Here is an 18,688-nt window from a genome sequence, read left to right as displayed (position 1 = left end):
GGAAAGCCAGACCGCCCACCGAAAGAGCAGATCGCATGACCGACGCCACAGCCCCGCTCGGACGCGACGTCCGCGTGATGTCCCTCGTGGGCGTGGCGCATTTCGCGAGCCACTTCTTCCAGCTCGTGCTGCCGCCCCTGTTTCCGCTGATCCAGAAGGACCTCGGCGTCAGCTTCACGGAGCTGGGCGCCGTGATGGCGGCGTTCTTTGCGGCGTCCGGGATCTGCCAGGTGGCGGCCGGTTTCGCGGTGGACCGCATCGGCCCGCAGATCGTGCTGCCCTTCGGCATCGCGTTGTGCGGCGGCGCGGTGGCGCTCGCCGGGCTCGTGCCGGGCTATTGGGGGCTCCTGCCCGCCGCCGCGCTGGCCGGCATGGGCAACAGCGTGTTTCACCCGGCGGATTACGCCATTCTGACGGGCCGCATCGCGCGCAGCCGCATCGGCCGCGCCTACAGCGTCCACACGGTGCTGGGCACGCTGGGCTGGGCCTGCGCGCCCGTCACCATGCTGCTGCTGGCGCAGGGCTTCGGCTGGCGCACCGCGCTGGTGCAGGTCGGCGTCGCCGGGCTCATTCTGGCGGCCCTGGTCGCGGCCGCGCACCAGACCCTGCGCGTGGAGCGTGTCGCGTCGACGGCCGGCGGAAAGAGCGACTGGCGCCTCCTGCTCGCCGGTCCCATCCTGGCCTGCCTCGTCTACTTCATCCTGCTCGCCATCGCGCAGATCGGTTCGCAGAACTTCCTGCCCAGCCTGCTGCCCCTGGCGCAAGGATCGACGCTGGCTTTCGCCGCCCAGGCGACCACCTTCTATCTCGTGTGCAGCGCAATCGGGTCGCTCGCGGGCGGCTACCTGGCCGACTGGACGCCCAACCATGAGCGCATCGTCGGCGCGGGCCTGCTGGCCGCGGGCGCGCTCACGCTCGTGGTCGGGTTCGTGGCGCTGGGCGGGCCGGCGCTGCTGCTCATGCTGGGGGCCGCCGGCTTCCTGACCGGGGCGACCATTCCGTCGCGCGACATGCTGGTGCGCAGCGCCACCCCGCCCGGCGCCACCGGCAAGGTGTTTGGCTTCGTGTATTCGGGCCTCGACATCGGCGCCACCATCGCGCCGCTGGCGATCGGCGCCTTCATCGACCACGGCGCGCCCCGCGCGGCATTCGCCTTTATAGCGGGCGGCCTTCTGGCGACGATCGCAAGCGCGGTCGCGGTGAAATCTCGCGTCAACACAGCGGCGCTGCGGGCCTGAGCAAAAAAGAAGCCCCCGGCGGGAAGCCGAGGGCCAGGCAGTCGCACGCTCGGGAGGGAGAACGTGTGCGGTGGACAACGCCCCCCGCTGCGAATCGTTCAATCCCGGCGTGCGCAAAAAGCGAAAATCAGCACGCGCCCGCCATCAAAAGAAAAGGCGAGGCTTGCTGTTGAGCAAGCGCTCGCCGAAGGGTTTTGGGGCTTCGCATGTCCTCAGGGAGAGGACCGTCCTTGAGGCTGGCAAGGACGAGAAACAGCTTAGTCCGCGTTTTTCCCCCCTTATATCCCCATCACAACCTAGATCGGTTGGCCTACCACCGCGCGGCTCGGCTTCCTCTTTCGAGGTTTTGCGCCTTGCTCTTTCGCAGTGCTCTCCGGCAGCCGTTGCTTCACGGCGGAGATGGCCGCCCACGGATCGGCGCCACGAGCGCGGATCAGCTCAGGCACGGTCCTGATGGTAAAATCCGCCGGGTCGAGCCTGGCGTTCACCTGCGCCCAGTCGAGCGGCATGGACACCGGCGCTCCTGCTCGCGCGCGGCTCGAATAGGGCGCTACGGCCGTGGAGGTCGGGTCATTGCGCAGGTAGTCGATGAAGATCTTGCCGTGGCGCTCGGCCTTTGAGATGCGGGTCAGGAATCGGTCGGGCTCGGCCGCCGCCAGTTCGTCCGAAAAGCGCTTGGCGAACTGCTTCACGGCCGGCCAGTCGTGCCGGCGCTCCAGCGGGACGACCACATGGATGCCCTTGCCGCCCGTGGTCTTGGCGAAGCTCTGCATGCCCAGCGCCGCCAGCCGGTCGCGCAGGTCGAGCGCGGCCCGCGCAACGTCCGCGAAGGCCAGCCCCTCCCCAGGGTCCAGGTCGAAGATCATGCGGTCCGGCCGATCCGGGCGATCCTTGCACGCGCCCCAGGGGTGCAGCTCCAGGACGCCCATCTGGACGATCGCGATCAGGCCCGGAAGGTCGCGGAGATAGAGGTAGGGCTCCTCGAAGCCCGGGATGTCCACCTGCCCGAGCTGCTCGGGCACGCCCGAGCCGGCGTGGCGCTGGTAGAAGCACTTCTTCTGCCGGCCCGCCGGGCAGCGCACCAGCGTGATCGGGCGATTGCGGATGTGCGGCAGCATCGCGTCGGCGACCGCCACGTAGTACTCCGCCAGCTCGCGCTTGGTGATGCCCTGCTCGGGAAACAGCACCTTGTCGGGGCTCGACAGGCGCACGCCGGCGATCTCGATGTCGTGCTTGTCAGCCATGGGCCGCCTCCATCATCGCGCCAAGCAGGCGCCCGGGCCGCGCCTCGCTCTCAAGCTGCTCGCTCGTGCACTGGCGCGGCGCCTTGTCGGGCCGCCAGCGCAGCAGCTTCGTGCCGTGCCGGAAGCGCCCGCCCGTGACGTGATCGTAGCGGACCTCCACGACGAGCTCGCTCCTGAGCGGGCTCCACTCGCTTGACCGCTCCGTGCTCCAGCGGCTCGGGCCGCCCGGCGCGTCGCCGGTGAAGCCCGGCGGGCCCACAAGCGCCTCGAGCTTGCGGGTCAGCTCCGGGCGTTCCGCATTGGTGATTGTCGACGTGTAGCCGACATGGTTGAGACGCCCCTGCGCGTCAAAGAGGCCGAGCAGCAACGACCCCACCTCGCGGGACTTGCTCTCGTAGCGAAAGCCGCCCACCACGCAGTCCGCCGTCCGCAGCCGCTTCACCTTGATCATGGCCCGCTCGCCGGGCTGGTAGCAGTCGTCCCGGCGCTTCGCCACGACGCCGTCGAGCGCGGCGCCGACCGTGTCGAGCCAGGCGACCGCCTCGTCGCGATCCGCCGTGAAGGGCGACAGGCGCAGCGCCGGCGATCCGTCGCAGGCGGCGTAGAACCGTTCCAGCGCCTTCCGACGGACCGTGAGCGGCTCGCCGCGCAGGTCGTCGTGGCCGGGCGCGGCAAGGCAATCGAAGAGGATCAGAAAGGCCGGCGTTTCGGCCGCCAGCTTGCGAATGCGGCTCTCCGCCGGATGAAGCCGCATCTGCAGCGCGTCGAAGGAGAGGCTGTCGCCCTGTGCGATCGCAAGCTCGCCGTCCACCACAAAGCGGTCCACCGGCAATCCCCGCAGCCCGGCGACCACCTCCGGAAAGTACCGCGTGAGAGGCTTGCCGGACTTGGCCCGCAGCTCCACGGTGTCGCCCCAGCGGAACGCGACGCAGCGAAAGCCGTCCCATTTGGGCTCGAACAGCCAGTCGCCGCCCTGCGGCAGCTCATCGGCGGACTTCGCCTCCATGGGCTCGAGGTCGAGCGGGATCGCCAGCGGGGCGGCATCGGCGGAAACACGTGTCATGGTGGGCTCCAACTCGGCGATTCAAGCGCCGGACCGGCGGCTTCGTTCCGGGTGCGGAGCGTTGACGCTTTTTTGAGCTGGAACTTGACGAAGGCCGGGCCGTTGCCACGCAGGGATCGAGGTATTCTGGATCTCCAGCCGGACATTACCGATGAAGCTTTTTTCCTGCACGGTCTGCGGGCATCCGCTGCAATTTGAAACCTCCCAGTGCGAGAGCTGCGGGACGCCGCAAGGGCTCGACCACCTCGCAATGGCGCTCGTGCCGGCCGAAACCCCGGGCCGCGGCGAGTTCCGGTGCGTGAACGCCCAGAGCGGCGGGTGCAACTGGCTGGCCGAACCCGGCGAGGCGTTTTGCGCGGCCTGCCGCTACAACCGCACCATTCCGGACCTTTCGCTCGGTCGCAACCAGGAGCGCTGGCAGCGCGTCGAGGTGGCGAAGCGCCGGCTGTTCTACTCGCTGTTTCGCTTCGGGCTGCGCCCGGAAACCCGCAACGAGGCGCCGGACGGGCTGGTGTTCGACTTCCTGGCCGACCCGCCCGACCCTACCAAGCCGGTGATGACCGGCCACAGCAACGGCCTGATCACGGTCAACATCGCGGAAGCCGACGACGTCGAGCGCGAGCGGCGGCGCGAGGCGCTGGGTGAAAGCTACCGCACCCTGCTCGGCCATTTCAGGCACGAGATCGCCCATTACTTTTGGGGCGTGATGACGCGCGACCCGGAGTTGCTGGGCGTGTTCCGCGACGCCTTCGGGGACGAGAGGCCCGACTACGGCCTCGCCCTCCAGCGCTACTATGGCGACGGTCCGCCCGAGCGCTGGCAGGACTTCTTCATCAGCGCCTATGCGAGTTCGCATCCGTGGGAGGATTTCGCCGAGACCTGGGCGCATTATTTCCACATGGTCGACACGCTCGAGACGGCGTCGTGCCTGGAGATCTTCGTGACGGGCGGCGCCGGCGCAGTCCCGATCGATTTCGACGCCTACACGGAGCCGCGCTTCGAGCGGATGGTGAGCGCCTGGATGCGCCTCGCCTTCGCGCTCAACCTGATGAACCGCAGCATGGGGATGCCGGACCTCTATCCCTTCCAGCTCTCCCCGCCCGCCATCAGCAAGCTCAGCGCCGTGCACATGATGGTGCGCAAGGTCGCGGGCCGGTCGGTGCGGCCGGAGTCGGCCATGGCGCCTCTGCGTGCGATGGCCGAAGGGCTGAAATCCGGCATGAGCGCGCCCGCCGAGGACGCGCTCGGAGTGATGGACTGAGCGGGCGGGCCGCCGCCGGCCGCCTCCCTCGCTTCAGCGCTGTTCGCTGCTGGACAGGATCTGCTCCAGCCGCTCGCGCGCCTGGCGGTGAGCATCCCGCAGGTTGTCGAGACGCCTGGGGTCCGGCGTATCGATGTCCGTGCCGCCGAACGAGTTCGGGATCGCCCGCGCGCGCAGATGCTCGCGGTATTCGGCCCAGGTGCGATCCGTTTCGGCGATCGCCCATTCCATGTCCTTGTCGAGCAAGGCGCCCATGCTCACCTCCGTCAGGTTGTTGTCGGTGGAATAACGCATCCGCCCGGCGAGCGTTTCAGTCGGCGAAGGCCAGCGGCCGCGCGACGGCTTCCAGCGACTTCCGTTCCGCGGCGACGCCCCATCTCCACACCACCCCGGCCGCCAGGATCATCAGCACGGAGCCGAACAGGTAGCCGGCGAACACCGTCAAGCGCGATCCCGTCTGCACCAGATGGCCGAACACCGCCGGCCCGGCCACGCCGCCGACGCCCGTCCCGACCGCATAGAAGGCCGCGATGGCGAGCGCCCGGATTTCCAGCGGGAAGGTCTCGCTGACGGTGAGATAGGCCGAGCTCGCCGCCGCCGAGGCGAAAAAGAACACCACCACCCAGCACAGCGTTAGCGTCACGGGCGTGAGCACGTTCTGCTGGAAGAGGTAGCCGCTGACTGCCAGCAGCACGCCGGACGCCACATAGGTGAACGCGATCATCGGCCGCCGGCCGACGGTGTCGAACATCCGCCCGAGCAGCAGCGGCCCCATGAAGTTGCCGACCGCGAAGGGCAGGATGTAGAGCCCGATATGGTCCGACGGCACGTTGTAGAAATCCGTCAGCACCAGCGCGTAGGTGAAGAAGATCGCGTTGTAGAAGAACGCCTGGGCGGCCATCAGGCTCAACCCCACCACGGCGCGGCTGCGATGGGTGTGGAACAGCGCCGTGAACACCTCCGAGAGCGGCGTATGGCTGCGGGCGCGCAGCTTGTTCCTGGGGAACGGCCCCTCATCCAGCGCGTGCCCCTCGGCGCGGAACCGCGCCTCGATGCCGGCCACGATCTCCTCCGCCTCCCGGGCGCGGCCATGCGTCATCAGCCATCGTGGACTCTCGGGAATCCAGAACCGCATGAACAGGATCACGAGACCGAGCACGGCCCCGATGAAGAAGGCCACGCGCCAGCCTGTATCGATCGCGAAGATCGCCGGGTTCAGCACCACCACCGATCCCGCCGCGCCCAGCGCCGCGCCGATCCAGAAACTGCCATTGATGACGAGGTCGCTCCAGCCGCGCACCCGCGCCGGCAACAACTCCTGGATGGTGGAGTTGATGGCCGTGTACTCGCCACCGATGCCCGCGCCGGTGAGAAACCGGAAAAAGCAGAAGCTCCACACGTCCCACGAAAACGCGCTGGCGGCCGTGGCGATCAGGTAGAGAAACAGCGTTATGAAGAAGAGCTTCTTGCGCCCGAGGCGGTCGGTCAGCCACCCGAAGAACAAGGCGCCGAGCACCGCGCCCGCCAGATAGGCGCTGCTGGCGAGGCCAATATCCGTGTTGGTGAGGTGAAGCGTCGGGCTTTCCTTCAGCGCCCCCGCGAGGGAGCCGGCCAGCGTCACCTCCAGCCCATCCAGGATCCAGGTAACGCCAAGCGCCGCGATCACGAGCTTGTGGAAGCGCCCCCACGGCAACCTGTCGAGCCGCGCCGGAATGTCGGTCTCGACCACTTCCCCCGTGAGATGCGCGCCCTGCATGCCGATCCTCCCCGTTTGGGAGCAGAACGGCGTGAGCGGCGCAAGAGTTCACGTGAGAGGTTACGGGTCACGGTCACCGCCTCGCCTGCATCTCTCCGTTTTTGTGAGCGCCAGCGAAGCAATCCAGCTGATGCCGGGCGCGACGTCCGGCGTCGGGGCCAACCCCAACCGCCTGGATTGCTTCGCTGCGCTCGCAATGACGGCGAGGCGCTGCATGGTCGTGCGCGTCCATCTCCCGCCTGCGGGAGAGGGAACGCGCACGCAATATGAAAATAATCCTTGACATTCCGCCCTGTTTCCCGCACCCTTCGCCCACTCTCGACCCAGGGAGGGGGCGCTTCCGGAGCGGTCCGTTGCGGGGTCGGGGCGCGGCGCCTGCGCGGGTGGGGATACCGGACCCACCCTCCCGGGAAGCCTTCCCGGAGCGGCCGGACGGCGGGTTCGAGGGGTAACAGCCTCGGCCGACCCAACGTCCGGCAGTCAGCCCGCCCGCCCCACACTACGGTGGGGCCGTGGACGCGGCCACCTTAACACCCTCGCGGTCGCGGCCCGAAAGGTGCGGCCACGAGGACGGAGCGCGGGTCGGGAAGGTTCAAAATCGCCGGTCGCGAGGCGTCGGCCCGTCCGAATCCTACGCGTAAAATCCTAGATGGGCCGGCGCCTCGCGGCGCCCCTCCACCAGCTTGCCCGATCTTCGCGCGCCAACGCGGAGCCGCTTTCGCGCGCCCTGCTCTTTCACAACCCACTCCCCACACCAAGCGAGAGCCCATCCGCCATGCCCGCCCGCCGACCGCCCTCACCCACCGCCGCGTTCGCCGACCCCGCCGAGGAGCCCGAGTATGGGCCGGACGAGGCCGAGGCCGAGCTGGAACGGTGCCTCCGCGCCATCAACACGCAAAGCGGCGTCTGGCGGCGTTGCGGCCGCGGGACCTGCAGGCGGGCACGCAGCTGTCGGCGCGGCACGGCGTGTCGCGTGCCGCGCGTCGTTCCGGCGGCGGACGACGCCGAGGCCATGATGGAGATCGTGCGCGCCGACATCCTGCTGGCCCACGAGCGTGTCCTGCGGGAGCCCCTCGATGACGCGCCGATGCGGGCGGCGGCGCAACCCGTCGCCGCGAATCGTGCGCGCGCCGCTGCATCGCCGCGTTGTCGATCCATCTAGGCGGCTGGGCGTCAGATCGGCAGCGCGGCGCATGCGCCACGCCGCCGAAGAACGCGGGACGCGCCCTCCCCGGCCGGAAACCCGGATCGGCGGGTGTTAACGCCCCTTGGCCTTCCGCCACTCGGCAAAATCGACCTTGCTCTGTTCGTCCGTCGGCGGGTAGAGGCCGAGGATGGAGCGGCCCTCGTTGACCTTCTCGGTGACGAAGTCCTCGAAGGCCGTCATCTCGACAGCCTCGTCGGCGATCTCGTCGGCGATGTGAGCCGGGATCACGACCACGCCCTCGCGGTCGCCCACGATCACGTCGCCGGGCCAGACCGGGGCGTCGCCGCAGCCGATCGGGACGTTGATGTCGAGCGCCTGGTGCACCGTGAGGTTGGTCGGGGCGGCCGGGCGGTTGTGATAGGTCGGGATGTCGAGGTCGGCGATCTCGGGGCTATCGCGGAAGCCGCCGTCCGACACCACGCCGGCGACGCCGCGCTTCATCAGGCGGGTCACCAGGATCGAGCCTGCGGAGGCCGCGCGGGGATCCTTGCGGCTGTCGATCACGAACACCGCGCCGGGCGGGCATTCTTCCACGGCCTTGCGCTGCGGGTGGGCGCGGTCCTGGAACACCGAGATCGGGTTCAGGTCCTCGCGCGCCGGGATGTAGCGCAGCGTGTAGGCCTCGCCGACCATCGGCTTGACGTTCGGGTTCAGCGGGCGAACGTCCTGGATATACTGATTGCGAAAGCCGCGCTTGAACAAGGCCGTGCAAATCGTTGCGGTGCTGACGGTTTTCAGCTTTTCGCGGGTGTCTGGCTTGAGGCTCATGATGACGCGCTCCACTCAGTAGATGTCGGGCTCGGCGACGGGCGCGCCGAAGGCGGTTTCCAGGAAGTCGAGGTCGCAGCCCTCGTTGGCCTGCTTGATGTGCTTGGAGAACATCCAGCCATAGCCGCGATGATAGCGCGGCTCGGGCGCGACCCAGGCGGCCTTGCGGCGCGCCATCTCGTCATCGCTGATGTCGAGGTTGATGGTGCGGGCGTCGACGTCCACCGAGATCATGTCGCCGGTGCGCACGAAGGCGAGCGGGCCGCCAATGTAGCTCTCGGGGGAGACGTGGAGGATGCAGGCGCCGTAGCTGGTGCCGCTCATGCGCGCGTCCGACATGCGCAGCATGTCGCGCACGCCCTGCTTCACGAGCTTCTTGGGGATGGGGAGCATGCCCCATTCGGGCATGCCCGGGCCCCCCTGCGGGCCGGCGTTGCGCAGGATCAGGATGTGGTCGGCCGTGACGTCGAGGTCGTCGCGGTCGATGGCGTCCTTCATCTCCGGGTAGCTGTCGAACACCAGCGCGGGGCCGGTGTGCTTGAGATATTGCGGCGCGCAGGCGCTCGGCTTGATGACGCAGCCGTCGGGCGCGATGTTGCCCTTCAGCACCGCAAGCGCGCCCTCCTGGTAGATGGCGGTCTCCACCGTGCGGATCACGTCGTCGTTGTAGACCTCGGCTCCGGCGATGTTCTCGCCCATGGTCTTGCCGGTCACCGTCATGCAATCGAGATGCAGGTGCTGGGTGATGCGGTTCATCAGCGCCGGCAGGCCGCCGGCGTAGAAGAAGTCCTCCATCAGGTACGTATCGCCGCTGGGCCGGACATTGGCGATCACCGGCACCTTGCGGCTGGCCTTCTCGAAGTCGTCGAGGCCGATGTCGCAGTCGGCGCGGCGCGCCTGGGCGATCAGGTGGATGATCGCGTTGGTGGAGCAGCCCATCGCCATCGCGACCGCGATGCCGTTCTCGAAGGCTTCGCGCGTCTGGATCTTCTTCGGGGTGAGGTCCTCCCACACCATCTCGACGACCCGGCGGCCGCAGTCCGACGCGAGCCGGATGTGGTTGGCGTCGGCGGCCGGGATCGAGGAGGCGTTGGGCAGCGTCATGCCGATCGCCTCCGCGATGGCCGTCATCGTCGAGGCCGTGCCCATGGTCATGCAGGTGCCGTAGCTGCGGGCGATGCCGCCCTCCATGGCCTCCCAGTCGGCGTCCGTGATCGTGCCGGCGCGGCGCTCGTCCCAATACTTCCAGGCGTCGGAGCCCGAGCCCAGGATCTTGCCCTTCCAGTTGCCGCGCAGCATGGGGCCGGCCGGCATGAAGATGGCCGGCACGCCGGCGCTGGTGGCGCCCAGCAGCAGGCCGGGCGTGGTCTTGTCGCAGCCGCCCATCAGGACGACGCCGTCGATGGGATGGGAGCGGATGAGCTCCTCGGCGTCCATCGCGAGCATGTTGCGGTAGAGCATCGTCGTGGGCTTCACGGCGCTCTCGGAGAGCGACAGCGCGGGCAGCTCGACCGGGAAGCCGCCGGCCTGGAGCACGCCGCGCTTCACATCCTCGACGCGCTGCTTGAAATGCACGTGGCAGGGCTGCAAGTCCGACCAGGTGTTCAGGATGCCGATCACCGGCCGGCCGACCCAGTCCGCCGGGGCGTAGCCCATCTGCATCAGGCGGGAGCGGTGCCCGAAGGCGCGCAGGTTGTCGGGCGCGAACCAGCGCGCGCTGCGCAGCTCTTCGTAGGTCTTGCGGGGTGTCTGGGTCATCGCGAGCATCCTGCGCGTAGCCGTGTCGAGGGGAGCGGGACGGCTGGAGGGCAGGCCTTCTGGCGAGCGGTCGAGCGTTTCCCGATGCGTCGTTGCGCCCTTCATGCACTAATGCATCAGTGGTTCTGCGGCAACCCTGATGCTATGGTTTCGCGATGACCGCGCAGGACGCCGCCGATGCGGCCCTCCCCGACTTCGCCGTTCTGGAGCGTGGCCGCCAAGCCGCCCCGCAGGTGTATGAACGCCTGAGGCTCCGGATCATGGATCTTTCGCTGCCGCCCGGCGCGCCGCTGCCCCGCGCCGAACTGGCGCGCCGTTTCGGGGTGAGCTCCACGCCGGTCCGGGACGCGTTGATGCGGCTCGAAGAGGAAGGGCTGGTCGAGGTCTTTCCCCAGCATGCCACCGTGGTGAGCCGGATCGACGTCGCGGCCGCGCATCAGGCGCACATCCTGCGGCGGGCGCTGGAGACCGAGATCGTCCGTATCGCGGCGCGCCAGCCTGACCCGGGCCTGGGGCGCGCCTTGGACCAGAGCGTCACGCGGATGCGGGCGCTATTCGCCATTCAGGACTTCGCCGGCTTCTCGTCCGAGGACGAAGCCTTTCATCGCCGACTCTTCGAAGCTGCGGGCGCGCCGGACCTCTGGGCGCTGGCGCGCAGCCGCAGCGGCCACCTCGATCGCCTCCGGCGGCTCCACCTTCCCAGCCCCGGCAAGGGAGAGGCCATCCTGGCCGATCACCTCGCCATCGCGCGTGCGGTGGCCGAGGCGGACCCGGCCGGAGCCGAAGTCGCGATGCGCAAACACCTTGCCGGTACTGTGGCCAACATCGACGAGATCAGGGCGCGTCGGCCGGAGTTCCTGCGGCCATGACCGCGACGGTTTCGCAATGCAACAATCTGTGATTCGCCGGATGGCTAGCTTTGTGGTGCGATCGGGATGTCGCGCAATGGGTTCTCCGGCGAGACACTCCAGGTTCGTCTTGACGCCCCCGCCGGCCCTGCCGCGGGGGCGCTTTTTTGCCAATTCTCAATTCCTTAGCATCGCGCGGCGCAGGATCCCGCTTTTCTAGGTGAGATCCGCTTGATGCCTGCGTCCCTTTTCCGACCCGCCAAACAGGTCGCTCCCAATTCCAGTTATCGTCTTTCTGCTGCTTCCCTCGCGGTCATCAGCATCGTGGTCGCCTTCCCCCTCGTGCGAAGGTTCTACTGGCCAGGCCAGAACGGTCTCGACGTCACGGGCCACCCGATTGGCCGGGACTTCATCAACGTGTGGGCCGCGCCACGTCTCGCTTTCGCGGGTCGAATGGATGCCGTTTACGACCGGACCGCCTATTTGGGCGCGATCAGCGATCTTTTCGGCTCCGCCCTGCCCTTCCATAATTGGAGCTATCCGCCCAGCGCCTTAGCGATTTTATCGCCCTTCGCCGCGCCGCCGTATTTCATCGCGCTTGCACTCTGGTCAGGGCTGACTCTTCTGGCCTACCTGGCGGTTGGTCTCGCGCCGGTACCGCGTAATCGCCGACTGAGCGGCGCTATGCTCCTGGCGTTCAGCCCTGCATCGCTGATCAATATCGTTGGCGGGCAAAACGGCTTCCTGACCGCTGCTCTTCTTCTGGGAGCCTTCCAGCTCATGCCGAGAAGCCCGTTGCGGGCTGGAGGTCTCCTCGGACTCCTCACGATCAAGCCGCATCTCGCGCTGGTTGCGCCGTTCTTGATGATCGTAGCGAGAGCGTGGCGCGCCATCGCGGCGGCGCTGCTTGTGGCCTTGGTTCTCGTGATCGTCTCGGCCGCGCTGTTCGGGATCGAGCCTTGGCGAGCCTACCTGACCGACACGAGCCGATACACTGTGGACGCGCTCGAACGTTTCACGGGTTTCTTCCCGCTGATGATGGGATCGGTCTACACAAGCTTCCGAAGCTCGGGGGCAAGCTCCTCGATGGCCTGGCTGGCGCAGGTTCTCGTCAGCGTCATGACGCTTGGCGCTGCCGTGCTTGCGTTCCGCAAAACATCCAGTCCTGTTCTGCGCATCCAGATCGCGGCGGCCGCAGCTCCGCTGATGACGCCTTACATCTTTTTCTACGACCTCACCGCCCTGTCCGGGGTGCTAGTCTGGCGCATGCTTGACGACGGGCCGGGGCGGCCTTCATCCGGCCTCAAGGCGATCTACGTGTTCGCCTGGATGGCGCCTTGCGTTCTGCTTTACCTGAACGTCGTCGGGATCGGTGCGACGGCCTTGGTTCTGGCGGCGGTTTTCGGCGCGACCATGATGGAGGCCTATGGCTGGCGGTCCCGGGAAGACTCGAACTTCCGACCTTCGGTTTAGGAAACCGCTGCTCTATCCGGCTGAGCTACGGAACCGCGCGGCGGTTGTTTAGCATAGGGGCGCGGCGGCCGACAATTGCCGGCGCGTGTCCGCAGCGGGCGCCATGGCGCGGAACGGCGACGGCCGGCGGGCGTTGCCTTTGCAGGAGGTTCCCTCATGACGACCGATCTGCGCGACCGCCCCGCGGCCGAAACGCGATACTTTGTGCACTTTCTGGAGCGTGGCGAAGGCCAGCCTCATTATGAGCGCGCCACCGCCCGCGAGTTCGCCTCGCCGCAAGAGGCCAACGCTTACGCGACCACCCTCGCGGCCGAGTCGAAGCCCCTCGTCACCACGAGCCCGACCCCGCCGGAAATGGACCAGGACGGCCACGACCAGTCCTGAAGGGCGACTTTGCGCGGCTGGACGGCGGCCGCTGCGGCGCGATAGCGTGCCGGACGCCCAGAGCCGCCGCATGCCGCCATCTCGCGTTCCGCCGATCGACTGCGTCGCCACGCCGGACGGCGGATTGATCGCCATGACGGCATTTCCCGGTCGCCGCCCCCTGCCGGAACCAGGCGCGGCGACGGCTGACCTGCGGGCTCTGCGCGATTGGGGCGCGACCCGGCTGGTGACGCTGGCCAAACGCGCCGAGTGGGCGCGGCTTGGCGCGCCGGATCTGCCCGCCATGGCCGAATCCGCCGGGCTACTATGGCGCCATGCGCCGATACCCGACATGGAGACGCCGGACGCCGCCACGCTGGCGGCCTGGTCGCGGCTCGCGCCGGATCTGCTCTCGACGCTGGCCGCCGGCGGGCGGGTGGCGATGCATTGCGCCGCCGGGCTGGGCCGCACTGGAACCATGGCGGCCACGCTGCTGGTCCAGAGCGGCATGGAGCCGTCCTTGGCGGTGCAGAGCGTCCGCGCGGCGCGGCCCGGCGCGATCGAAACGGACGCGCAGCTGCGCTTCGTGCTCCAAACCGCACCGCTGCTCGCGCGGCTTTAGCCGACCTTCCGGCGCTTGCGCGGAGCGGCGCCCTCCCTGTCTGGCGTCAGCCCAGTGATCTCGGCGCCTTTCAGGATGTGGCGGGCGAGAACGTCCACGGCTCGGTGGACGTCGCGCTCCAGGGCGGCGTCGAGGAGTTGGCGATGCTCCTGCGCGGATTGCGAGCGTGGGAACGGGCGCGTTTTCAGCGACAGCATGCGGTAGCGTTTGCTGTGGTCGTACATGGCCTTGTGGAACAAGGTCAGCCAACGCGAGGAGCTGTTGGAGATCAGGGCGGCGTGAAATTCCTCGTTGTAGCGCTCCCAGACGTCGCCAAACTCGTCGGGTCGCTCCTCCACCTGCGCCTCGACTTTGGACAACTTGTGGTAGGCCCCCACGACACGCGCCTCCCAATCGAGGTCCGCTTTGGCTATCGACTGGCGCAACGCGTGGCATTCGAGGAGCTGGCGCATCTCGGTGATCTCGCGCAGGTCCTCGGGCGACACGGGCAGAACCGCGAAGCCGCGCTGGCCTTCCGCCACGACGAGGCCGTCGGCGGCCAGTCGCGAGAGTGATTCGCGCAAGGTTCCGACGCTGGCTCCATAAGCCCGGCTGAGGTGCTCCAATCGCAGCTTGGCGGCAGGCTGCAATGCGCCGAGGATGATGTCCTGGCGGATCCTGTCCTGGATGATCTCGGTCAGGGTGCCGCCGCCGCTCTCGGGTGCGCTGCCAATGTCCGTGTCCATGCGTTCCCCATCGCGCGAAGCCGAAAGCGAGTTGTAGAGACGCCTGCGCTTTCGTATGACACCATACGAAATCTCGGAGATTTTGGCGATGTTCAAATGGTCGATCGCGACGGTGTGCATGGGCGGCACGCTGGAGGTGAAGATGGCCGCCGCCGCGCGGGCAGGCTTCCGGGCCATCGAGATCTTCGAGAATGACCTGACCTTCTTCAGCGGCAAGCCGCGCGACGTGCGCCGCATGGCGGATGATCTCGGCGTATCCATCATCGCGCTGCAGCCCATGCGCGATTTCGAGGGCATGCCGGACCCCGCCCGCGCCCGCAACATGGATCGGGCGCGGCGCAAGCTGGACCTCATGGAGGAGCTCGGCGCCCCCCTCCTCTCCGTCTGCTCCAATACGTCGCCTGACTGCCTTCCGGATGCGGAGCGCTCGGCGGAGGACCTCGCCAACCTGGCCGACGAGGCCGCGCAGCGCGGCCTGCGCATCGGGTTCGAGGCCCTGGCCTGGGGGCGCCACGTCAAGGAGTGGATGCAGGCCTGGGAATTGGTGAAACTAGCCGACCGCACCAATTGCGGGCTGGTGCTGGACAGCTTCCACGCCTGCGTGCGCAAGAACCCGCTCGACCTCATCGCCGAAGTCCCGGGCGACCGCATCGCGCTCGTCCAGGTTGCGGACGCTCCCGACATCCTGATGGACCCGCTGTCGCTCGGGCGGCATTACCGCAGCTTCCCCGGCCAGGGCGATCTGCCGATCGACGCCTACATGGCGGCGGTGGCGAAGTCCGGCTATCGCGGCCCGGTGTCTCTCGAGATCTTCAACGACCAGTTCCGGGGGGCCAGCGCGGCCGCCATGGCGCTCGACGGCATGCGATCACTCCAGACCATGGGCGAGCGGCTCAACGCCGGCCGGATCGCGGCGGGCGAACGCCCGATCGCCGGGATTGCGACGCTGCCGCCCGCGCCGGTGGTGCGCGGCGTGTCCTTCGTGGAGTTCGCGACCGGCGAGGACGACAGCGAGCCGCTGGCCGAGGTGCTGACCGGCCTCGGTTTCAGCCCCGTCGGCCACCATCGCTCCAAGGACGTCACGCTCTACCGCCAGAATGACGTCAATATCGTGCTGAACCGCGAGAAAGAGGGTTTCGCCCACTCGTTCTCGCTCGTCCACGGCCCATCGGTCTGCGCGCTCGCGCTCAATGTTGACAACGTGCCGACGGCGCTGGACCGGGCCGAGGCGCTTGGCGCAGGCGCCTATTCGGGCCGGGTCGGGCCGGGTGAAGCCACCATCCCGGCTGTGCGTGGCGTGGAAGGAAGCCTGCTCTACTTCGTGAAGAAAGGGCAGGATTTCTGGGCGCAGGACTTCGAGCTTCAGGGGGTCCCGGCGGCCGGGGGCGGGATCACGCGGATCGACCACCTCTCCAACGTGGTGCGGCGCTCGGAATTCCTGACCTGGACGTTGTTCTACAAGGCGGTGCTCGGCTTCCGGGACGAACCGCAAGTGGAGCTCTTCGATCCTTATGGGGCGTTCTATAGTCGGGTCGTCAGCTCGCCAGATCGCGCCGTGCGCATCCCGATCGCGATCGCGGATGGCGGCTCAACCAGCGTCTCCCGTTTCATCGAGGAATTCGGCGGCGCAGGCGTGCAGCAGATCGCCCTTGAGGCGACGGACCTCCTCGCCTTTGTCGAGCAGGCACGCGCTCGTGGAATGCGCTTCCTCGATATTCCAGACAACTACTATGAAGATCTCGCCTCCCGGTTCGATCTCGATCCGGCGCTGCTGGAGCGGATGCGCGGCCTCGGGGTCCTGTATGACCGCGCCGGCGACGGCGAGTTCTTTCACATCTACACCGAGACTTACCGCAACCGCTTCTTCTTCGAAATTCTCGAGCGCCGCTCCTACGACCTGTTCGGGGCCGCGAACACGCCGATCCGCCTCGCCGCGCAGGCGGCCGCGCAGGACAGCCGTCGCGACGCCGAATGGACGGTGGACTGAGGGCTCGGCTCAACCTTGAGTTTGCAACAGCCCTGTGGCGCCCGCGTCATCGACAGCCCTGGCCGACTCACCTGTGATCGGGGTGATTTCTGGGGGGCTGGAATGAAGCTGACGCACGAAGACATCGCCATGCGGCTCGCCGCGCTCGTCGACCTCGCTATCGAGGAGGTCACGACCGGGCCGATCACCGCGCCGCGCGTCGAGCGCCTCACCGCCATGCTGCACGCGGCACGCGACGGCATCGAGCGCTTGGCGACCGACCTGCCCAAGCGCACGCCCGCGGTTGCGGCAGAACTGCTCGGAGGCAATGTCGTCGCCTTCCCGGCGGGGCGACGCGCCAACGGCTGATCGTGGGGCTCAGGGCCCCTGCATTGCGTCCCACGTGACGGCAAGCTGCTCGGGCTTCAGCGTCCGTCCCGCGTTGGTGACGATGAACGCCTCCGTGCCGGGCGGCGCCTCCTCGTTGGCGGCCACGTGCAGCGCTTCGCGCAGCGATGGGAACTGGCGGGCGCCTTCCCAGTCTTCCGGCTTGAGCAGGCCTTCGCTCATCTTGCAGAAACGCAGGCGCGCCGGGCCGTCGAGTTCATCACGAGTCACGTCCATTGAGGGCCTCCTGGTTCACAAGACCAATGCCTTGCCCCTGCCGCGGTTCCTGAGGGACAAGGGCGACGGTCCGGCCACGGTTTCGCCTTGCGGGCCTGCGACGACGCCAACTCCCGTTCTCGTGAGCCCTTCGATGATCCTCGACCGCAGAAGCTTTCTTGTCGGCGCAACCTTGGCGGCCATCCCCGGCCTCGTTGCGGCGCAAGGCCAGAACCAATGGCTCAAGCTGAAGGGCGACGAGGGCCAGCCGGTGGGCAACGCCCGCTTGCCGGTGGAACTGGTAAGCCAGATCGACGCCACGCCGGGCCGGATCACGCTCGGCTCCAGCAGCCCTGATGTCGTGCTGGCCGAATTCTACGACTACAACTGCCCCTGGTGCCGCAAGGCCGCGCAGGATATCGGCGCGCTGGTGGAGACGGATGCCGACCTGCGGGTGCTGCTGATCGGCAATCCGATCCTTTCGCCGGCCTCCAAGGATGCGGCGGCGGTCGAGGCCGCGGTTCAGAACCTCGCGGGCGACGAGGTGGCCGGCCGCTTCCACCAGCGCATGTTCGCCGAAGCCGGTCGGGCGGACCGCGCCAAGGCGGTTCGCATTGGGGCCGAGACGAGCGGCAAGGCCGCGGCTGACCTTGACCGGCTGGCCGCTTCGCCGCAGGCCAAGGCGCAGGTGGACGGGCAACTTCGGCTCGCGGCCAATCTGGGCTTCATCGCCACGCCCACCTTCGTGCTCGGCGGGCTCGGAGTGTTCGGCTATCCGGGCCCCCGCACGACGTCGCAGATGATCGCGGCGCTCCGCAAATGTGGCGAAGTGGGCTGCCGCTAGGGCTTCGCGGTCACGCCAGGCGGATCAACGCCAGGCCGGCCACGATCAGGAGCGCCGACAACACGCGATTGCGGCTGAGCGGTTCTTTCAGCCACACCACCGCGATCAACGTCGCGAACAGGACGCTGGTTTCGCGCACGGCCGCCACCAGCGGAATGGGGGCGATCGTCATCGCCCAGATCGCGATCCAGTAGGCGCCGACGGACATCGCCCCGCCGGCGAGACCCGGGCCCTTGAAGCGCCACAGCGGCGCGAGGCCACGCCACCCTCGCCGCCAGAGGGCCAGCACGGTGAGGCAGACGCCGTCCAGCACGAACAGCGCGGCCGTGTAGGCGTGGGGGTTACCCGAAGCGCGCGCGCCGGTTCCGTCCGTGAGCGTGTAGAGGCAGATCGTCACCGCGGTGAGCGCCGCATAGCCGAGCGCTCGCGGGTCGGCGGCGCTCTTGCGGCCCGCGATCGCGATGCTGGCGATGCCGCAGCCAAGCACCAGGACGCCCGCCATGCCCAGGGGCGAGACGGGTTCGGACAGCCAGAACAGCGACACGATGGCGGTGAGCAACGGCGCCGAGCCGCGCGCGATGGGGTAGACGATCCCCATGTCGGCGCGCGAATAGGCCGCGACCAGAAACAAATGATAGCCGAAGTGGATCGCCGTGGAGGCGATCAGCATCGGCCATGCGGCCGCTATGGGCCAGCCGACGACCGCGACGCCGATCAGCCCGAACAGGCTGCCCGCGCCCGTGATCAGCACCATGGCGAGGAAGGGCTCGATGCGAATCTTGAGAACCGCGTTCCAGCCGGCATGCAGGGCCGCTGCGGCCAGAACGGCGAAAAAGACAGGCAGGGTCATCCGGTGCGCCGGCGCTGGGGCGCCGAGCGGGAATCGAGGCGCAACGCCATTGTGACACGACGGTGACAGCGTCGCCGCCGCCAAAACACCGGGATATCG

General features: G+C 68.2%; 19 protein-coding genes and 1 tRNA gene. 10 read left to right on the top strand and 10 right to left on the bottom strand.

Annotated elements, in window-relative coordinates; translation table 11 throughout:
- Nucleotides 1–35: 35 nt before the first annotated feature.
- Nucleotides 36–1,238: an MFS transporter gene (locus IEV99_RS11525; RefSeq protein WP_188517940.1), complete on the top strand. Its 1,203-nt coding sequence runs from the start codon at nucleotides 36–38 to the stop codon at nucleotides 1,236–1,238.
- A 296-nt stretch (nucleotides 1,239–1,534) separates the two neighbouring features.
- Here the strand turns inward: IEV99_RS11525 and ligD are convergent, their stop codons facing one another.
- Complete coding sequence (gene ligD, locus IEV99_RS11520) at nucleotides 1,535–2,482, bottom strand: non-homologous end-joining DNA ligase (protein WP_188517939.1); 948 nt, start codon at nucleotides 2,480–2,482, stop codon at nucleotides 1,535–1,537.
- The gene (locus IEV99_RS11515) at nucleotides 2,475–3,545 is read right to left on the bottom strand and encodes an ATP-dependent DNA ligase (RefSeq protein WP_188517938.1); all 1,071 of its coding nucleotides are present in this window, start codon (nucleotides 3,543–3,545) and stop codon (nucleotides 2,475–2,477) included. Before IEV99_RS11515 ends, ligD begins: the two co-directional genes overlap by 8 nt.
- 151 nt (nucleotides 3,546–3,696) lie before the next feature.
- On the opposite strand from IEV99_RS11515, the gene IEV99_RS11510 reads away from it, so the two are divergent.
- A complete protein-coding gene (locus IEV99_RS11510) occupies nucleotides 3,697–4,806 on the top strand; it encodes a zinc-binding metallopeptidase family protein (protein WP_188517937.1) in 1,110 nt (369 codons plus the stop codon).
- A gap of 33 nt (nucleotides 4,807–4,839) precedes the next feature.
- Here IEV99_RS11510 and IEV99_RS11505 read toward each other — a convergent pair whose 3' ends face one another.
- Both IEV99_RS11505 and IEV99_RS11500 read right to left on the bottom strand, forming a co-directional pair.
- A complete protein-coding gene (locus IEV99_RS11505) occupies nucleotides 4,840–5,100 on the bottom strand; it encodes a hypothetical protein (protein ID WP_188517936.1) in 261 nt (86 codons plus the stop codon).
- Between the two features lie 16 nt (nucleotides 5,101–5,116).
- The gene (locus tag IEV99_RS11500) at nucleotides 5,117–6,562 is read right to left on the bottom strand and encodes an MFS transporter (RefSeq protein WP_188517935.1); all 1,446 of its coding nucleotides are present in this window, start codon (nucleotides 6,560–6,562) and stop codon (nucleotides 5,117–5,119) included.
- 775 nt (nucleotides 6,563–7,337) lie between these two features.
- Between IEV99_RS11500 and IEV99_RS11495 the strand changes: the two genes are divergently transcribed.
- Nucleotides 7,338–7,724 carry a hypothetical protein gene (locus IEV99_RS11495; RefSeq protein WP_188517934.1) on the top strand — a complete coding sequence of 129 codons (387 nt, stop codon included), beginning with the start codon at nucleotides 7,338–7,340 and terminating at the stop codon, nucleotides 7,722–7,724.
- Nucleotides 7,725–7,820: 96 nt separating this feature from the next.
- Here IEV99_RS11495 and IEV99_RS11490 read toward each other — a convergent pair whose 3' ends face one another.
- Together IEV99_RS11490 and araD are read right to left on the bottom strand one after the other, a co-directional pair.
- Nucleotides 7,821–8,537: a ribonuclease activity regulator RraA gene (locus IEV99_RS11490; RefSeq protein ID WP_188517933.1), complete on the bottom strand. Its 717-nt coding sequence runs from the start codon at nucleotides 8,535–8,537 to the stop codon at nucleotides 7,821–7,823.
- A gap of 15 nt (nucleotides 8,538–8,552) precedes the next feature.
- Nucleotides 8,553–10,295, bottom strand: a complete 1,743-nt coding sequence (araD, locus tag IEV99_RS11485) for an L-arabinonate dehydratase (RefSeq protein ID WP_188517932.1) — start codon at nucleotides 10,293–10,295, stop codon at nucleotides 8,553–8,555.
- Between the two features lie 155 nt (nucleotides 10,296–10,450).
- On the opposite strand from araD, the gene IEV99_RS11480 reads away from it, so the two are divergent.
- Both IEV99_RS11480 and IEV99_RS23970 read left to right on the top strand, forming a co-directional pair.
- Nucleotides 10,451–11,164 (top strand): GntR family transcriptional regulator, encoded by a 714-nt coding sequence (locus IEV99_RS11480; protein WP_188517931.1) that lies wholly within the window; start codon nucleotides 10,451–10,453, stop codon nucleotides 11,162–11,164.
- Between the two features lie 213 nt (nucleotides 11,165–11,377).
- Nucleotides 11,378–12,616, top strand: coding sequence for a glycosyltransferase family 87 protein (locus IEV99_RS23970; protein ID WP_188519626.1), 1,239 nt, complete (start codon nucleotides 11,378–11,380; stop codon nucleotides 12,614–12,616).
- Here IEV99_RS23970 and IEV99_RS11470 read toward each other — a convergent pair.
- A tRNA-Arg gene (locus IEV99_RS11470) sits at nucleotides 12,575–12,651 on the bottom strand. The genes IEV99_RS23970 and IEV99_RS11470 overlap by 42 nt on opposite strands.
- 121 nt (nucleotides 12,652–12,772) lie before the next feature.
- Here IEV99_RS11470 and IEV99_RS11465 point away from each other — a divergent pair.
- The gene (locus tag IEV99_RS11465) at nucleotides 12,773–13,000 is read left to right on the top strand and encodes a hypothetical protein (RefSeq protein ID WP_188517930.1); all 228 of its coding nucleotides are present in this window, start codon (nucleotides 12,773–12,775) and stop codon (nucleotides 12,998–13,000) included.
- Nucleotides 13,001–13,070: 70 nt separating this feature from the next.
- Complete coding sequence (locus IEV99_RS11460; protein ID WP_188517929.1) at nucleotides 13,071–13,601, top strand: phosphatase domain-containing putative toxin; 531 nt, start codon at nucleotides 13,071–13,073, stop codon at nucleotides 13,599–13,601.
- Here the strand turns inward: IEV99_RS11460 and IEV99_RS11455 are convergent.
- The gene (locus IEV99_RS11455) at nucleotides 13,598–14,326 is read right to left on the bottom strand and encodes a GntR family transcriptional regulator (protein WP_188517928.1); all 729 of its coding nucleotides are present in this window, start codon (nucleotides 14,324–14,326) and stop codon (nucleotides 13,598–13,600) included. The genes IEV99_RS11460 and IEV99_RS11455 overlap by 4 nt on opposite strands.
- 88 nt (nucleotides 14,327–14,414) lie before the next feature.
- On the opposite strand from IEV99_RS11455, the gene IEV99_RS11450 reads away from it, so the two are divergent.
- Both IEV99_RS11450 and IEV99_RS11445 read left to right on the top strand, forming a co-directional pair.
- Entirely contained in the window at nucleotides 14,415–16,313 is a 1,899-nt protein-coding gene (locus IEV99_RS11450; protein ID WP_188517927.1) for a bifunctional sugar phosphate isomerase/epimerase/4-hydroxyphenylpyruvate dioxygenase family protein, read from the top strand.
- Nucleotides 16,314–16,415: 102 nt separating this feature from the next.
- A complete protein-coding gene (locus IEV99_RS11445) occupies nucleotides 16,416–16,661 on the top strand; it encodes a hypothetical protein (RefSeq protein WP_188517926.1) in 246 nt (81 codons plus the stop codon).
- A gap of 9 nt (nucleotides 16,662–16,670) precedes the next feature.
- Here the strand turns inward: IEV99_RS11445 and IEV99_RS11440 are convergent, their stop codons facing one another.
- Nucleotides 16,671–16,916: a hypothetical protein gene (locus IEV99_RS11440; protein WP_188517925.1), complete on the bottom strand. Its 246-nt coding sequence runs from the start codon at nucleotides 16,914–16,916 to the stop codon at nucleotides 16,671–16,673.
- Nucleotides 16,917–17,049: 133 nt separating this feature from the next.
- Between IEV99_RS11440 and IEV99_RS11435 the strand changes: the two genes are divergently transcribed.
- Nucleotides 17,050–17,739 carry a DsbA family protein gene (locus tag IEV99_RS11435; protein WP_188517924.1) on the top strand — a complete coding sequence of 230 codons (690 nt, stop codon included), beginning with the start codon at nucleotides 17,050–17,052 and terminating at the stop codon, nucleotides 17,737–17,739.
- Nucleotides 17,740–17,749: 10 nt separating this feature from the next.
- Here IEV99_RS11435 and IEV99_RS11430 read toward each other — a convergent pair whose 3' ends face one another.
- Nucleotides 17,750–18,589 (bottom strand): EamA family transporter, encoded by an 840-nt coding sequence (locus IEV99_RS11430; protein ID WP_188517923.1) that lies wholly within the window; start codon nucleotides 18,587–18,589, stop codon nucleotides 17,750–17,752.
- Between the last annotated feature and the right edge of the window lie 99 nt (nucleotides 18,590–18,688).

Source organism: Alsobacter metallidurans, from assembly GCF_014636935.1.
Lineage (GTDB): Bacteria > Pseudomonadota > Alphaproteobacteria > Rhizobiales > Beijerinckiaceae > Alsobacter > Alsobacter metallidurans.
This window is presented reverse-complemented; position numbering and strand designations above follow the sequence as displayed.

What these genes read in the sequence shown, in the direction of transcription:
- IEV99_RS11440 (WP_188517925.1), bottom strand. Translation starts at nt 16,916, where the DNA reads ATGGACGTGACTCGTGATGAACTCGACGGCCCGGCGCGCCTGCGTTTC.
- IEV99_RS11510 (WP_188517937.1), top strand. Translation starts at nt 3,697, where the DNA reads ATGAAGCTTTTTTCCTGCACGGTCTGCGGGCATCCGCTGCAATTTGAA.
- IEV99_RS11500 (WP_188517935.1), bottom strand. Translation starts at nt 6,562, where the DNA reads ATGCAGGGCGCGCATCTCACGGGGGAAGTGGTCGAGACCGACATTCCG.
- IEV99_RS11480 (WP_188517931.1), top strand. Translation starts at nt 10,451, where the DNA reads ATGACCGCGCAGGACGCCGCCGATGCGGCCCTCCCCGACTTCGCCGTT.
- IEV99_RS11495 (WP_188517934.1), top strand. Translation starts at nt 7,338, where the DNA reads ATGCCCGCCCGCCGACCGCCCTCACCCACCGCCGCGTTCGCCGACCCC.
- IEV99_RS11455 (WP_188517928.1), bottom strand. Translation starts at nt 14,326, where the DNA reads ATGGACACGGACATTGGCAGCGCACCCGAGAGCGGCGGCGGCACCCTG.
- IEV99_RS11505 (WP_188517936.1), bottom strand. Translation starts at nt 5,100, where the DNA reads ATGCGTTATTCCACCGACAACAACCTGACGGAGGTGAGCATGGGCGCC.
- IEV99_RS11445 (WP_188517926.1), top strand. Translation starts at nt 16,416, where the DNA reads ATGAAGCTGACGCACGAAGACATCGCCATGCGGCTCGCCGCGCTCGTC.
- IEV99_RS23970 (WP_188519626.1), top strand. Translation starts at nt 11,378, where the DNA reads ATGCCTGCGTCCCTTTTCCGACCCGCCAAACAGGTCGCTCCCAATTCC.
- IEV99_RS11430 (WP_188517923.1), bottom strand. Translation starts at nt 18,589, where the DNA reads ATGACCCTGCCTGTCTTTTTCGCCGTTCTGGCCGCAGCGGCCCTGCAT.
- IEV99_RS11515 (WP_188517938.1), bottom strand. Translation starts at nt 3,545, where the DNA reads ATGACACGTGTTTCCGCCGATGCCGCCCCGCTGGCGATCCCGCTCGAC.
- IEV99_RS11490 (WP_188517933.1), bottom strand. Translation starts at nt 8,537, where the DNA reads ATGAGCCTCAAGCCAGACACCCGCGAAAAGCTGAAAACCGTCAGCACC.
- IEV99_RS11460 (WP_188517929.1), top strand. Translation starts at nt 13,071, where the DNA reads ATGCCGCCATCTCGCGTTCCGCCGATCGACTGCGTCGCCACGCCGGAC.
- ligD (WP_188517939.1), bottom strand. Translation starts at nt 2,482, where the DNA reads ATGGCTGACAAGCACGACATCGAGATCGCCGGCGTGCGCCTGTCGAGC.
- araD (WP_188517932.1), bottom strand. Translation starts at nt 10,295, where the DNA reads ATGACCCAGACACCCCGCAAGACCTACGAAGAGCTGCGCAGCGCGCGC.
- IEV99_RS11435 (WP_188517924.1), top strand. Translation starts at nt 17,050, where the DNA reads ATGATCCTCGACCGCAGAAGCTTTCTTGTCGGCGCAACCTTGGCGGCC.
- IEV99_RS11450 (WP_188517927.1), top strand. Translation starts at nt 14,415, where the DNA reads ATGTTCAAATGGTCGATCGCGACGGTGTGCATGGGCGGCACGCTGGAG.
- IEV99_RS11465 (WP_188517930.1), top strand. Translation starts at nt 12,773, where the DNA reads ATGACGACCGATCTGCGCGACCGCCCCGCGGCCGAAACGCGATACTTT.
- IEV99_RS11525 (WP_188517940.1), top strand. Translation starts at nt 36, where the DNA reads ATGACCGACGCCACAGCCCCGCTCGGACGCGACGTCCGCGTGATGTCC.